Origin of the sequence: Glutamicibacter sp. NPDC087583 (assembly GCF_044743685.1) — a bacterium.
Classification (GTDB): Bacteria; Actinomycetota; Actinomycetes; order Actinomycetales; family Micrococcaceae; genus Glutamicibacter.
Genome location: NZ_JBIUWY010000012.1, coordinates 1 through 13,890, shown reverse-complemented (window position 1 = coordinate 13,890; position 13,890 = coordinate 1). Strand labels below are relative to the sequence as shown.

The 13,890-nt window shown below is 52.2% G+C and carries 12 protein-coding genes; 6 read left to right on the top strand and 6 right to left on the bottom strand.

Annotation, left to right across the window (positions count from 1 at the left end; all coding sequences use genetic code 11):
* Positions 1-345 precede the first annotated feature (345 nt).
* Positions 346-972 carry a helicase associated domain-containing protein gene (locus ACIOU9_RS17630; RefSeq protein ID WP_402697740.1) on the bottom strand — a complete coding sequence of 209 codons (627 nt, stop codon included), beginning with the start codon at positions 970-972 and terminating at the stop codon, positions 346-348.
* Between the two features lie 418 nt (positions 973-1,390).
* Here ACIOU9_RS17630 and ACIOU9_RS17625 point away from each other — a divergent pair, with 418 nt between their 5' ends.
* Entirely contained in the window at positions 1,391-1,741 is a 351-nt protein-coding gene (locus ACIOU9_RS17625; RefSeq protein WP_402697738.1) for a hypothetical protein, read from the top strand.
* A gap of 518 nt (positions 1,742-2,259) precedes the next feature.
* Here the strand turns inward: ACIOU9_RS17625 and ACIOU9_RS17620 are convergent.
* From ACIOU9_RS17620 to ACIOU9_RS17610, 3 genes are all read right to left on the bottom strand, one after another.
* Complete coding sequence (locus tag ACIOU9_RS17620; RefSeq protein WP_402697737.1) at positions 2,260-2,709, bottom strand: hypothetical protein; 450 nt, start codon at positions 2,707-2,709, stop codon at positions 2,260-2,262.
* Between the two features lie 3 nt (positions 2,710-2,712).
* On the bottom strand, positions 2,713-3,180 hold the full coding sequence (locus ACIOU9_RS17615) for a helix-turn-helix transcriptional regulator (RefSeq protein ID WP_402697736.1): 468 nt from the start codon (positions 3,178-3,180) through the stop codon (positions 2,713-2,715).
* 1,402 nt (positions 3,181-4,582) lie between these two features.
* Complete coding sequence (locus ACIOU9_RS17610) at positions 4,583-5,419, bottom strand: hypothetical protein (protein ID WP_402697735.1); 837 nt, start codon at positions 5,417-5,419, stop codon at positions 4,583-4,585.
* A gap of 385 nt (positions 5,420-5,804) precedes the next feature.
* Between ACIOU9_RS17610 and ACIOU9_RS17605 the strand changes: the two genes are divergently transcribed.
* Entirely contained in the window at positions 5,805-6,647 is an 843-nt protein-coding gene (locus ACIOU9_RS17605) for a hypothetical protein (protein ID WP_402697733.1), read from the top strand.
* A gap of 612 nt (positions 6,648-7,259) precedes the next feature.
* On the opposite strand, the gene ACIOU9_RS17600 is transcribed toward ACIOU9_RS17605, so the two are convergent.
* On the bottom strand, positions 7,260-7,994 hold the full coding sequence (locus tag ACIOU9_RS17600) for a hypothetical protein (RefSeq protein WP_402697732.1): 735 nt from the start codon (positions 7,992-7,994) through the stop codon (positions 7,260-7,262).
* Between the two features lie 272 nt (positions 7,995-8,266).
* Positions 8,267-10,006, bottom strand: coding sequence for a hypothetical protein (locus ACIOU9_RS17595; RefSeq protein ID WP_402697731.1), 1,740 nt, complete (start codon positions 10,004-10,006; stop codon positions 8,267-8,269).
* A 461-nt stretch (positions 10,007-10,467) separates the two neighbouring features.
* Here ACIOU9_RS17595 and ACIOU9_RS17590 point away from each other — a divergent pair, with 461 nt between their 5' ends.
* From ACIOU9_RS17590 to ACIOU9_RS17575, 4 genes are all read left to right on the top strand, one after another.
* On the top strand, positions 10,468-10,668 hold the full coding sequence (locus tag ACIOU9_RS17590; RefSeq protein ID WP_133833129.1) for a hypothetical protein: 201 nt from the start codon (positions 10,468-10,470) through the stop codon (positions 10,666-10,668).
* A 149-nt stretch (positions 10,669-10,817) separates the two neighbouring features.
* On the top strand, positions 10,818-12,245 hold the full coding sequence (locus ACIOU9_RS17585) for a hypothetical protein (RefSeq protein WP_402697730.1): 1,428 nt from the start codon (positions 10,818-10,820) through the stop codon (positions 12,243-12,245).
* Positions 12,246-12,561: 316 nt separating this feature from the next.
* Entirely contained in the window at positions 12,562-13,347 is a 786-nt protein-coding gene (locus ACIOU9_RS17580) for a ParA family protein (protein ID WP_402697729.1), read from the top strand.
* The gene (locus ACIOU9_RS17575; RefSeq protein WP_402697727.1) at positions 13,344-13,637 is read left to right on the top strand and encodes a hypothetical protein; all 294 of its coding nucleotides are present in this window, start codon (positions 13,344-13,346) and stop codon (positions 13,635-13,637) included. The genes ACIOU9_RS17580 and ACIOU9_RS17575 overlap by 4 nt, the downstream gene beginning before the upstream one ends.
* Positions 13,638-13,890 lie beyond the last annotated feature (253 nt).

Below are 13,890 nucleotides of genomic sequence, written 5' to 3'. Positions count from 1 at the left end.
CCTGTCTGACGCGTCTGTAATCCCAGTTTAGAGGCGGGGACAAGACACAATTCGGCCACAAAACACCGGACAACCAGAAAACCGGCGCCCAAGACTCTGCTATGGCAGGCGAACGTGCCGGCCGGCGGATGCTTAACGAAGGTGTACTCGCGATAGCCGAACAAAAGCGGAAGCTTGTCGGTAGGGCACGTACGATAATGAGTAAGTTTTGCAGTTGATTCCGGGCGTGGGGACGCCTATCGGAATCGTTGACCTGCCGTCTTGGGGGCGGTAGCAGTCGCCGTTCAGACCACTCGTAGGGTCCCTGTCACAATTGTGCGGCTGGTCCTCGTCTTCTGTTGTTGGTCAAGCTTGGCTGGACCAGCCCGGAAAAGCTTCTTCCAGAGCGTCGCACCGCCATGCCGCCAGCTTCTTCTCCGATCGAGACTGGTGCTGGTTGTGCAGCCAGACACCCAAGGATCGTTCCTTCTCGGATGCGTAGGTCCGGTAATGTGGGAAGTGACCGTGCTCTGCAACGTACTGGACAAGAGCCTCAAACCGGGCCTGCCATCGCTCATTGAGTTCGAATTGCCGCGGGTCGATATGCCAGTTGGGAACGTCTTGCAAAAGCAGAATTTTAGCGGCGGGCAACTGGCCGGCCTGGAGGTTTTTGCGTTGAACAGCAAGCCAGGCGTGCAAGGAACGCTCGGCGCGGTCCCCGGTGGTGCGGGGAACCCTTTTGTACTCAGCATGGAATGCTGTCAGTTCATTTGCTCGTCGCCGCCACATGCTGGAGGGCCGGGCTTTGCCGCGTGAGGCCACTGCAGCTTCGTGCTTGGCGCGAAAACCGGGTTCATAATGCTCGCGTCGTCGTAGGTGGTAGTGGATGGTGGCGGGACCGCGATGGCATAGTTCGGCGATTTCCCGCACGGTGATACCGGCGAGCAGCAGCTGGTCCCATTCGGGGTGCCTTGAGATACTCCAGCTGGTCATGGCCTTAAGATACCGTACGCGACGAGCGCTGAGGACGGATTCTTGGGATTTGGTGGGGTTGCAGTCCAGGCTTTTGCATGCCGGTCCCGGCGTGCTTGTCTCCGGTAGGGGGCACCGGTCCTAGTAGGTGCCGTAACCACCGCTAAAAGCGAATACAGGCTAGCGATACTTACCAAAGTTTTGAAACTATGCCGGTGCTTGTCTCAATGAATGCTCGATCATTCGTTAAATACCCAAACGGTTCTGGTGGGATTTAGAGAGGACATACATCAATTCAGCACCTGACGGTTGTTATTCTGTTTAGTAGGAAATGGTTTCACACAGAATCGCTGTTCTCGTTGAGAATTTAAGTTTGATTAATTTCGAATGGTGCTCTGAGGGTATTATCGCCTGAGCTGCATGGAGGTTAAAGCCTAAGATGACACGCATTGCGAAAGATGCACAGGTATTTAACGGTGCTCAGATATTCACCGATTCGGCTGAACAGGCTATTTCTTACCTTAAAATGCATACTCCGCTGACAGATTGGTCAGTTTCTCGCGTAATCGATGGAGAGCAGGTCCACTTGCACGTGCAGCCGGATCAGTTGCTCAAAACTTGTCTACGTGTTGAGTGGGAGGAATCTTTATGCAGTCGAATGGCCAATGGTGCTGCTCATATTGTGGAAAATACGCAGCAAGATCCTGACTATTCGTGTATGCGATTTTCAGCCGAGGTGGGGGCCTATGCCGGGTACGGAATTCGTTCGCCGATAATGTACGTTATGTAAAGCCGAAAAGACTTTATTTGCTTTCACCGCACATAACGAACTTTCGGGTAAAGCCTCACATCGATCCCCAACCCTGCCTTGGCCTGAGGTTTATCAGTAGTCGCGTCCATCAGGTTGGTGCTGTCCCTTGACCAAGACGCCGCAAAAACTTCAGTGCAGATGCATCCGTTGACGTGCTATTCCAGCCTCAGCTATTGCGAGTTTCGCAAATTATGTGCAAGAATCGCAATCCAGTTCGAGCGCTGAGAACGGTCGATGGACAACAGCGCAAATATTCTATTTGCACCGAAACATCCCTCTCTGGACGCTTCTCTCGGCGTGGTATTCGATCTCAGAGAGAAACCTTTTGATGATACTTGTTCAAGATGCTGCACTAATCTCTGGATCCGTAGGTGCTTCGGGGTTGGTCAAGATTAAGTGACTACTTAATTGATCCTATATAGCACCTTTAGCGGCTTGTTCTTTGAGTCGCCGTTATAACATCCGATGCCCGACGTCGACTCCGCTGTTATTGAAGCTTAATCGGTACCCTTTGCCGAGGTATTACTGCGGATCTGGCCGCGCTCGAGGACGGGAAGTAGAAGCGGGACCCCAAATACTCTACTTGTCGCACTCTGGATTCCCTCTCGAACGAAAGGGAACAACGTCATGATGGCAACTTCGCTTGCAAATAAGTCCAACAATGTAGGTTCCGGTGCGCCACCACTTTCGAGCGAGTATTCGGCAGCAACTACTACTCGGGCGTTTCCTGAATCTGAAGTCACATTCACAGTTACGCGAACACCGAAGTCGCTATCCGAAGTTCGGGTCTGATAATGAAGCTCAACATCCGCATCCTCACGTGCAATGCCGTCAGGGATGTCGTCGTTAATTTTTGCGTAGATTTCGTGAAACTGGACCCCGTCCAGATTCGAGCGGGTAATAAGGGCCTTAAGCGCGTCAGTGTCTTCTGCTGAAAGATCATTCATTCTCTACGCCACCAATGCGAAGTCCGCATGAGTCCACTGATTGGCCAAATGAGTCGAGTCAGACCATGTGTGTTTACGAATCTCACCTGCAGGGCTGGCAACTGTACTATGACCGATCTTGTCTTGAGGGAAGTTGACCCTTATAGATCGATAGACGACCGATTCTGATTCAAAACGGGCCGTTTCGTCTCGAGTATCTTTTTGGACGTGCGTTTCGATGAGCGCACCAATGGCGTTCGCGTACTTTTGAATGGTATCCAAGCGTGGGTTGGAGTCGTACTGTTCCATCTTGGAGACACGCTGGCGACTGACGCCTAATATCTCTGCGACATGTTCTTGCGTCATCCCGCGTTCGATACGGACATCAATAAGATCGGACATCATCTGGCGATGTGACTGGGATAGTTCTTTCGATCTTGCGCGAACAACTCCAGGAGTCGTCAAATGGGACCACTCGAATTTGGTTGACATGGTTGCCAGACTACCCTCCCGACGTATCTGTAGCAACATTTATGTTGCGTCAGGACGTGCCGCGGTATCGAGATACGGCGAAGTCCATTTGTTCATCTTGGTCAGCTTTCGCTGCCTCTCTCGAAACGTTTCCGTCGTGCTGAGTACGTTTAATGTGTTTATGCAGTCGAACTAAGTAGTGAGGGTGACCGCTCGGTTCCCCATGATAAAAACGCAATTTGCGCTTTAGCACTTGGTAACGAAGCTCATATAAATCTGGATCCATTCGAACCGGTTTGATGGGTGTTTTAGAGTCACCCACGTTGACTATCCTGCCTGCTGCAGCATCCTCGAATAACCCATCAATCTGCCCGAGGTAATGTTCTCTGTCGAAGGGTGCGAGGCTTCCGAGCCATTGTTCTAATTCCTTGACTCGCTCATTTTCGGAATCGTACTTAGCAATCCATTGATATGGGGCATTTCCAGGTTGGCTGCATCGGGAGTCCGCCCCTGTCCGATTATCCATCTGTCAGTACCTATCTAAACGAATATCCAATGGGCCCTATTAAAGCGGAGACCACAGGCCTTAATGGCCACACGTAGGACACATGCTAGCTAATAACGGCGTGCTAAGCACCTTCTTGGGTTGGACAGAAAAATATTAATGCCGTGTTTTGAAGTTTCGTGACTGCGCTACGCCTCAGGATGTTCCCACAATCGTTCATTATTGGGCAGGTATGCTGAAGGTTGTATTCGATGAGTATCAGTGACCCGTAACCACGGAAGTCACGAGCATTTATAACGGAGAAAAACAATGCAGAAACAACCAGATGTGCATGAGGCGCGCCAGCGGGCGGCCGAAACTATGCTGGCATACGATCTACCTTCGAACAATGCGAATATCGGCGCAAATCAAGTTGGAGATTGGTTACTTGCGAATGAGAGGTTCCAACGGGATGACGCAGGCGTGTGGCGCGTATCTTCGGCCTGTGTCTTCGAAGCACTGAACGCACTGGGAGCTTAGGCTCTATGCCATACGGGTTAACCGGCTCTAAACGGTCCTTTTAGAGTCAGGCAAAAACGACGGTTGTCGGGAGAAAGTAACCCGGAGTTTAGCGATGTTCTGTTTCGGCACGAATTAGTGCATTGGCGGCCAACCTGAAACGGATTCAGTGATCGCCGCGCTGAATCCGCATTTTTGCAAGTAGCACATTTGATTATAGGAAAACTGATTCCACCGCCGGAGCCCACCTGAGCTGTCACTTAGTTCAGTGAGTGGGCCCTCGGCGTTTTATGGGAAGAGGTTGATTTCCGTTGTTAGCCGAGTGCAGCCGGCAGTACAACGGAGGCAACCGCGGTTACGGCAATGATGGTCGTTGAGATGGTGTCGAGCCATACTCGGAACGATTCCACGCCAGAGCGTTTAGGCATCATTGGATTCACCAGTATCACCTCCGCTCAGATCCTTGATCAGTTGCCAGATGTCGGTGGCGACTGGTTGCGTTTTGGATGGTTTGGCGAAGGGTCCTAGGAGCGTGTAGTGGTTCTGGGACTTGGCGATCTCGGTGGTGTTCCAGTCTTCGGTCATCCTGGTGTCAACGTCCAGAAGTCCTTCATTCTGCAATTGGTTCATACCCCTGTAGAGGGTGTCTGACGAGAAGCCGTACCACTTTCGAACCTGCGAATCTGGCAGGTAGAAGCCAGGCTGCAGCGAGCGGCCGATAAGCAGGAACGCCTTAGCAGGGTACTTCAGCTTTTGGTACCACTTATCCTCCCAGTAGGCCAGTGGCAAGGTGAAGTAGTTCCGGGTGGGGTTCTCGAACGCATTTCCTGAACCGTCCTCTTGAAGTGTCGTCACTTTGGTGTGCCGTCCAGTTCCACGAGTCTTTGAGATCAGTTGTAGCTCGGTCAGTTTCTTCCAGCAACGCGAAACGCTGGCCTTGCCATATTCCTCATCGTTGAGCCCCAGGGCACGAGCCCAAACATCTGCAGATTTTGTGGTTGCCCAGGGCTCGGCGCTAGAAGCCAGGCGATGCAGAAGGTAGAGATCCAGCGAGCGCCCGTTAGAGCTGTTGATCAACTCCCCAAGAATGCCTGGCTTTGGATTCGTCGGTCCTCCCGTTTGCAGGAAGCTGTCACGGATGGGGACATTCTTAGTGCGTTTGGAGGCTCGGACGATGTCGGTAACGGTGTTGTGCTGCTTGACTAGGGTTGGAAGTCCTTGAAACTTTGCCCTGGCGTCGTTGTGTTGTGTGGTCATGTATCCATGAAAGCACGCATTTCGGAATCTGAAATTTGACCAAATTTTCTATTCTTGCAGTTTCAGCGTGTGCTATATCAACGCGGATACCAACACTAATGCCAACACATAGATATCAACGCATAGATAGCAATGCAGGTTAAAGATGACTGAATGCACATGCTGCCGAAAAGCTGGGTGCGCGTGGGCATCGAGATCTGGTGACTTAAAAAAGATTTCTTGATTTTCGCCTTTCGTCTCGGTTTCGCGCGATTTGAGTCCTGGCAAGGTTCATGAGCCACGTCCTTGAGGAGAGGTCGAGCGGTTTTTCTGAAGCACTACTATGGGCGAAACAGGTGCAGCAGGTCTTGCAGCACTCAAGAAGAGATTGGAAGGTGCGTAGAGCTTGGCTGATAAGAAGAATGCCATGACTAGTCCCTGGTTCTGGGTTGTAGCTGTCCTGGTAGCTGTCGGGCTCGGGGTGCTTCGTTGGTGCACTTTGCCGGAGCCGAAGTACTTCTGGCCGCAGTCCGCGGGGGATTGGGCTGCCTGGGGTGCAGTCGTTGGTTCTGGCGGGACCATCGGAGCAGTGATCTATGCAGCCCGTACCTTCAAGTCATCGGCTGACGCTCAATTGAAAGAGCAGCATGATCGACGGTTGGAAATGGACTACTTGGAAGGGCTGGAAGGGGAGGACGCGAAGAAGCTTGTTCTTAGTGTGAAAGGGACTCCACGGGCAGCTGATGAATGGGGCGCGAGTTTTGAAGTTACTGGTGCTGTAGTTGACCTGACGAACTACTCGGAAAACATGTTCCGTGACCTTCAGCTGTACATTCCGAGAACGTCTTTGAAGGAAGGGAACTCGATCACGAATGTTCAGATCTTCGCTGGGGTCATGAAGGTTAAGGACGGCTATCCGCAACGCATCACGCGTTTCAGCGACAAAAGCGAGATCAAGTGGAACAGGCCTATATCGCCACTTACTCCTAATGCTGAGTTGACGCATTTTCCTCTGGGGAACCTGCCGCAAGGGCAAGCGATAAGAGTTGTCTTTGACTTCGAGGGACCAGAAGATGAAACACAGCTTGAGTGGAGTTTGCGACCACAGCATTCGGAAAATGTGGAGGAGCGTGAAAGCGTGGTGTGCGTTTCGTATGTTGACCTTGCCGGGAAGCATTGGATGAGGTCAACGCACGACGATGGGCGTGCACGCCGTTTGCGCTATCCAAGTCTTGAGAAGACGCTCTAGAACAAAGAAGGCTGTGCAGTTTCTTCTCGACTGGCTTGTAGGCACAGCGTACAGGTAACCAGATCCCAATTTGTTGGAAATTTTCAAGTCAAGTGAGACCACCGCAAACTAAACAGCGGGCACACTGATAATCCTGAGATTTCCGTCTTGCTAAGACGCCGATGAGAGGAAATTAGTGGAATCTTCCAAATTAATGTGATGTCTCAATACATCGGTAACTGTCAGTCTTGTAGTCGCTGGTTTGGGATCAGCTGGCAAAGTAAGAGCCAGTCCTGCGAACGGCCGTGAACATGATCCGATAGAAAACATTTTTAAATATCAGATGCGTCTTGCAATCCAAGAGTTGCAAGACGTCTCGCCGTACTTCACTCCCCCGGTGAAAAATCTGCGAAACCTCAACAGTCCCAGAATCTCGCAACTATGTGTTGCAATCGTTGTCAGAGAAAACCGTTATCAATGTTATTTGTGAGACGGAATCGTCCCGGGCAGAGCTGAAGCAGCGGGTATCTAAAGAGCAGATCTCAGAAAAGAGTTTGCCAGCCCAGTGACTGGCAAACTTTTTTATTCAGCTCTTAGTGGCAGGAAATCCTGGTATTCCGGTTCGAGTGGATTTTACTTCGACACTGATTTACTAGTTGCTGCCGTGGCCCAGCTAGTTTTGGGGATCGTCACGCGATAAGTCTTCTTCTTGGACTCCTTCAGCTTGAAGGTCGCTTTACCACTCTTCAACTTCGTTGTCTTGATAGTCTTCCATTTCGTGCCGGACTTGACTTGAAGTTTGGCTGTGGGGTTGTACTGTGCGTAACGGTACTTTTCTGGCGAGTAGACGCTGGCGCTAGTGGTTAGCGTGACGTTCTTACCGGATCGTTTGGCTGTAAGAGTGCTTTTGGTCTTGCCGCGTAGGTAAATGGTCTTACTCGTCGTATCCCAGTAGTTGCTGAAGCCGTAGGACTGGTAGCCATCCCGATCTACATATTCGTAGTCCACAGAGATATCGGTTGGCCCGATTTTGTAAGCACCCAGACCTTCAAATGATGGACATATCTGTACATAGTCGACGGTGGTGTCCGCAAACCAGGCAGAATCGACCTCTCCGCCATTCCTGCTTACTGACGAAGTCAACCAATACCCGACATTCGTGATGCCGGTGTAGTTCTTTTTCAGCTTGGCGGAGATTTTCACTCGGTGGCAGTTGCTATTGGTGATTACTTGATCCGAGGCGTTGAAACCGGTGATGTCAATCGGTTTCTTAGCGGCCTGAGCCGGAGCGCCGGCGAGGAGTAGACTGCCGGCTAAAGCAACGGCAGTCAGGGCGCCGGTATATTTTGTGCGGGAGAGTATCCCCATGAGATGTCCTTAGACGTGATGAGTGGCTACCCCATTGATTGCCACTTCTTGATCATAAGGATTCATTCGACATTTAAGAAGAGAGTATGCGATAGATGATTCGAAAAAGTAGCGTCATTCGATTGTGCACGGAGATAGCCAATAGTTCATCGAAGAACCGGCAACTTCATCCCAGTATCGGTTATTAGGTTACGTCGTCCGTCCTGAGTTCGGCAGAGCGCAAGAGCCGACAACCACGTGGACACATAGTTGTCGACCAACTGCTGACGATACTACTTCACCGAAGAAGTTGAAGTCTTCGAAGCATAGCCCTTCTTGCTTGCAGTGACCTTCACATAGACCACCTTGCCGCGGTCCCGCGAGGTCACCTTGTAGGTCGACTTGGTGGCTTTGCTGATCGGCGCGCCAGAACGGTACCACTGGTACTTGTACTTCTCAGGCTTAGGACTCCACGAACCCGGTTGGGCTGTCAGTTTCGAGCCAACCTTCATCTTGCCCGATACGGAGGCACCCTTCTTTACCGTGAACTTCGCCTTGGCTACCGTCTTGGTTTTATCCGTGGTGCTTGTCTGGGGTACAAATCCGGCACCGCTAGCGGTGACCCGGACGCTGATCTTCCTGCCTACATCGGACAGACCCAGTTTGTAGGTGGTCTTCGTGGCGTTCTTGATGGTCTTGCCATCACGCAGCCACTGGTACTTGAACTTTCCCGGCTTGGTAGAACGGGTGCCAGGATTCACCTTCAGAGTCTGACCGTAGACCGCTTTGCCGCCGATGCTCGGGCCTTTGGTGACAGCGTATTTGCCCTTGATGACCTGGGAGGTGTAATCCGAGGTGTGTACAACCGGATACATTCCGGTCTTTGAACCGGTAACCGTGTAAGAAAGGCGTTTACCTAGATCCGGAGTTGTTGGCGTGTAAGTGGACTTGGTGGCGCCCTTGATGTTCTCCCCTGCGCGAAGCCACTGGTATTTGAGCTTTACACCTGACGGTGCATTGGAGACCTTCGCAGTGAGCTTCTTCCCTACCTGCGCCGAGTCAATCCGCCCCAGTTTTAGGAGAATGGGATCCTGGACAGTGAAAGTTTTGGAGAAGGTTTCCGTTGTGCTTTGCCAGTATTCTGTTTCGCCCCAGTACTCATGGTGCGTTGCTTTGACGGTGAGCTTTTTGCCGGAGTCTGCCTTGCTCAGCTTGTAAGCGCAGCCGCCTGAATCTCCACTTTTTGATTTTTGGACTACTGTGCTGCCGCGGCTCCAAGTGCAATTGGTTTTCATGGCGGAACCGCTGGAGGTTTTGCTGCCTGCAGCAGTCACCCAAGTACCGACGGGAACCGTAGTTGCCGACGGATTCAGGATCGAAGCTTCGCCGAAAGGGGCATAGCTAGCCTGTAGCTTTCCCGTACCCAGCCATGATAATTCTTCGTACGCAGAGACAACATATTGTTCACCGACATGGATGTTGTACTGCAGGCTGCGCCCGTCTGCCTTGTGCTGGCCCTCGTAGTATCCATCCAAGAATCGAATATGCGTGGCCTTGGGGGCAACGAAAGTATTGAACCCCACCTGCTTGACTGGCGGATCTGTCCATCCGTCGTTCGTAAAGTAGTCTCCGATTTCCAAGCTGAAAGGTTCGCCGTCGAAACCTTTGAAGGTTTGAAGCTTGAATTCAGTACCTGCCAGCACACGGATGGGCTTCGTGTCGAACGTGATTTCCAGTTGTGCTAAAGCTGGTGCGTTCAAGAATTCTCGTAAGTCCACGTCAATCGGACCGTTGTATGCCAGGCGGTTTAGCGCGGTCATGCTTTTCAGAACATCACCCTTAATTGGCGCGTTCACTAAGCTCAAGTCAGTGATGGAAGTATTACCCTGCACTGCTTGCTGGTCGGCTCCAGTGCAAACCGCGCTGCTGCCTTCAACGGTGCAGTCCCCCATGCTGGCTTGCGCCGGAATTGCCACAAGTGGACTGATTCCCAGAGCAATGCTGAGGATCAGAGCAGATAATTTAGTTTTCAATTTTCCCCAAATGCTGCGATGCGAGTATTGAGACGAAGTTTATCTTGCGCTTAGAAAATTGGGTATCACTGTTTGGTCGGAACCTGGACTTTCTGGATGGTCCTATCGTGTTTTCCTAGTCTCTTTCTATGGATTGATTAGGTGGTCATGCATAATCCGTCTGACAGACTGAAAGGTTTCCCCGATAGAGTTTGGACAATAGCTACGCGGCCAGCATGTGCTGGTTGAGGCACCAAAAACCGTATTCACACCAGCCGCGTTAGACAGGTCATGTGTTCACTGATTCCAGGTAACTCCACCCCAACTCAGGCTGACGATCAGAGCTGTCCTCCCCCGACTAGAGAGCTGATGGGAAGAAACAAGTCGAATCTTTTAAAAATTAGTCGTGTCGCAAACCTCTTAATAACAGCGCTATCCAATATTGTGGTTATATGAGTTCACCACGGCGCCCCAAGGGGTCAATGAAAGACCCCATCCCATTGGGATGGCGTGTCGAGCGCGAAAACCGGGATAAATTCACCGAACTAGCTGCCAAAGCTGGTATCTCGGGTGCAGCCCTATTCGACATGATGGTCGAAACTCTCGAACTTGACGAACGTGGTCTCCCTGATTGGGTGCTTCGTGACGATGAGGAAGGCCACTTGCCTATCGACAAGCCTTAAACAGAAAAGCCCGCGCAAAGCGCGGGACTAAAATTCTGAATCCGATCTGCCTACTCGCCAAAGTTCTCAGATCGTGATTTACCACGAAGCTTCCGGTTACCAAGCCGGACGCTCCCCTTCCTTTACCCTCCAACGAGAAAAGGACTTATGTGTCTATAGTAGCGCCTCCGCGCGCCCAATCAAGCACCAGCACCAAAGAAACGCCGCAAAACACCGCGATCCACACCACAAAACCACGCTGGTGCACCCGCCCCACCGACGGTCGCATCGCCGCAATCCTCGCCCATACAGCCCAGGGGCACCGCCCGTTCGTCAAGGCCGAAACCCCCCAAACCTTCAGCGCCAAAGGCAAGACGCAGTTCAATGCGGCTAAAGAAGCCCTCGCGACCAAACATGCCCACACCCCCGCCCCGGTACATATCCGGCGTGTCTCACGTGCCCAGGAAACCTCCGACCGAGCCATTGCCTGGGCAATCCCCCACGGCAGCAAGAAAATCGACCACACCGCCCAAGCCTGGCGTGCCGCCCGATCCCTGGACGAGCTGCTATGCCGCCGCGCGGACTGCAAACGAAACATCCTGGCCGTGCTCTGGGTCCTCCTTCGCTACACCGACCACGACAGCATGACCGTGCGCATCACCTGGAACACCATCGCTTCTAAAGCACGCGTATCCCGCGCCACCGTAGGCAACGCCCTACGCTTCCTGCGCACCCACGGCATCCTCGGCATCGTCGCCTCAGGCCGCAGCGCACAATACGCCGCCAAAGCAGGACAACCAGCCACCAACGAAGCCCCCGTCTACGTCATCACCCGCCCCATCGGCCTCGGACTACGCCCCCAAGACACACCAGACACCACCACAACCCGCCCAACCCACCAAACCCCCAACAACACAGCCTGTGGAAATAACTTAGAACCCCTCCCCGTAGGGGGGTTAACCACTTACGAAGTAAGTTCCTACACGCGCACGCGCGAGAAAAACACTCACAATGAGCCGCTACGCGGCACTGAAAACCTTTTTGGGCACGGCTCCGCCGTGCGAACTCACCACAGCGAAGATCGACCAGTTGAACTGTGGCCAGCTCACCGAACGATCAGCTCTAGAGGACAGGGGCTATCGGCTGCCGCTGAAATCTTGCGTCGGATGCCAGATTTCGCCCGTTTTTCCAAGAAAAACGCGCTCAACATGTTCAAACCCTTCTTCTCCACCGGATGGACAATCTCAGACATCCAGCACGCCCTCGAATGGCGCACCACACCAGGCCTGCACGGCAAGGAAGCCTGGGGAGCACTACCCCAGCACAACCGTGAAACCCAGTCCTACATCGACTACTGCCGGATCTTGCGCGCAGCGATCCTGCACCGCATGAACCAATGGCGCACCGCCACCGGAGAAATCATGCTCAGCCGATCCCAGCGAGCCGCCGCAGCCAGCAACCAAGCCCGCGCGGCTGCGCGGGCCGCAGAAGAACGCCGAGCCAAACACGCCGCCAACCAAACAAAACACCAAACCGCAGCAACACACGGCGCAGCAAAAGTCAGAGCCGTCCTAGCAAAATCTCGTTCGGGAAAGTAGAAGCCATAGGACTAGTCTTCCGCGAGAAACAATAGAGATTTCATGAAATCTTTATTTATTTCATGAAAGCATTATTGTATGTACGGATCTACTTGAACAGCATACGAAGGCGTGCAGGCGGGAACAGCCCACCTGTCCGTTGATCACCTTGAGCCAAGGTGCCTTCCAATATCTAGCAGGAGCTCTATGCAATTCATTAAGAACTACATACCGATGCTTCCATTCGCGCTGGAAAATGCTTGATTCCCCGCTATCCCCAAAAACGGTGAATCTTTCATGCAATAAATATTTATTTATTGCATGAAAGATTGATTTCATGTACGATCAAATCATGCAAACGATCATGGTTTATAGCGAGTCTGGTGGCGTATCCAAAACAACCACTGCTGTTTCACTCGCGATGGTGGCTGCCGAAGCTGGTAAGAATGTGTTGCTGATTGATCTGGATCCTAGAGCAGCCACCACGAAATGGACGGCGGTTCAACCACGCGAGTCAGGACTTGATGTAGGTGCAATACTTGCGGATGAAGACCCCGAGGGCTGGGCCGATGAGTTGGCCGTATCTTCTCACTGGAGCCCAAATTTGCGTGTGCTGCCTTCATCGAGATCGGTATCCAACCGCGAGAAGGACACCTCCGACCACCTGGAGATACGATTGAAAACTTCACTGCTCGGCTCCTCAGCGGATCTAGTAGTAATTGATTGCCCTAACCGTCAAGGTGGCCCCCTTACTCAAAGTGCTTTGAACGCTTCTGACACCGTCGTATACGCTGCTAAGCCGACCGTTGACGGAATAGACGGCTTTGAGGGCGCCAAAATCACAGTCGATAAGTTCTTGGCCAGTCGGAAACGCCTCGGTTTAACCGCAGGATTGAGGGAAGCTGGGATTGTTATCGGGGGATATAAAGACACGATCACACCGCGGGCAGCAATCAGCTCTGTAGATGAGCTTCGCGAAACGGGACTGCTCTTGATTCCGCTTGTTCCAGAACGGACCATCGTTCAAGATGTTCGCTTGGCGGGGGAATGGTATGGGAACTACCGCAAAGGCGCTCCGGTCTTAGCAGCTTACAAGGAACTAGCAAGGACAATTATCAAATGAACCAAGAACTACCGGAACGCCCAGCTTCGGGAAGGCGCCGCGTGCCACGCCCTGCCCCTGATGTAAACGTAGATCCCGTCGAACCTGCGCCGACACCGGAGAAGCAGATAGCGAAACCAGTTGCGGTATCACCTGAGCGAAAAGTCGTGCGGGTGCCTTTCAGTAACAGATTGTCCGAAAAGACGATGGATACCCTGGCAAGAGTTAAAGCTGAGGCCAAGATCCCCATTTATGAAGCAATTGAACTAGCAGTTGCAGAAAAGTGGGCAGAGTTTGAAAGAAAGAAATAAATATTTCTTTCATGAATGAAAGATTGTATAGGCTGGACTAGCAAACCCACCATTTTGCTTGTTCTGATCCTCCGCGACTCGACGATTCCCCGTAGAAATTGCGATGGGTAATGACTTTTCTTGGCTCTGTGTATCTCAGGGCGCATTCTTTAAAAGCACTGTGAGTATCGAGGTGGTTGGTCTGGGACTAGCTGGCAGGATAAGAACCAGCCGTCCCACCCTTGGATGTGACTCATTAAAAGCCTGACCCGAA

What these genes read in the sequence shown, in the direction of transcription:
- ACIOU9_RS17630 (WP_402697740.1), bottom strand. Translation starts at nt 972, where the DNA reads ATGACCAGCTGGAGTATCTCAAGGCACCCCGAATGGGACCAGCTGCTG.
- ACIOU9_RS17625 (WP_402697738.1), top strand. Translation starts at nt 1,391, where the DNA reads ATGACACGCATTGCGAAAGATGCACAGGTATTTAACGGTGCTCAGATA.
- ACIOU9_RS17620 (WP_402697737.1), bottom strand. Translation starts at nt 2,709, where the DNA reads ATGAATGATCTTTCAGCAGAAGACACTGACGCGCTTAAGGCCCTTATT.
- ACIOU9_RS17615 (WP_402697736.1), bottom strand. Translation starts at nt 3,180, where the DNA reads ATGTCAACCAAATTCGAGTGGTCCCATTTGACGACTCCTGGAGTTGTT.
- ACIOU9_RS17610 (WP_402697735.1), bottom strand. Translation starts at nt 5,419, where the DNA reads ATGACCACACAACACAACGACGCCAGGGCAAAGTTTCAAGGACTTCCA.
- ACIOU9_RS17600 (WP_402697732.1), bottom strand. Translation starts at nt 7,994, where the DNA reads ATGGGGATACTCTCCCGCACAAAATATACCGGCGCCCTGACTGCCGTT.
- ACIOU9_RS17590 (WP_133833129.1), top strand. Translation starts at nt 10,468, where the DNA reads ATGAAAGACCCCATCCCATTGGGATGGCGTGTCGAGCGCGAAAACCGG.
- ACIOU9_RS17580 (WP_402697729.1), top strand. Translation starts at nt 12,562, where the DNA reads ATGTACGATCAAATCATGCAAACGATCATGGTTTATAGCGAGTCTGGT.
- ACIOU9_RS17575 (WP_402697727.1), top strand. Translation starts at nt 13,344, where the DNA reads ATGAACCAAGAACTACCGGAACGCCCAGCTTCGGGAAGGCGCCGCGTG.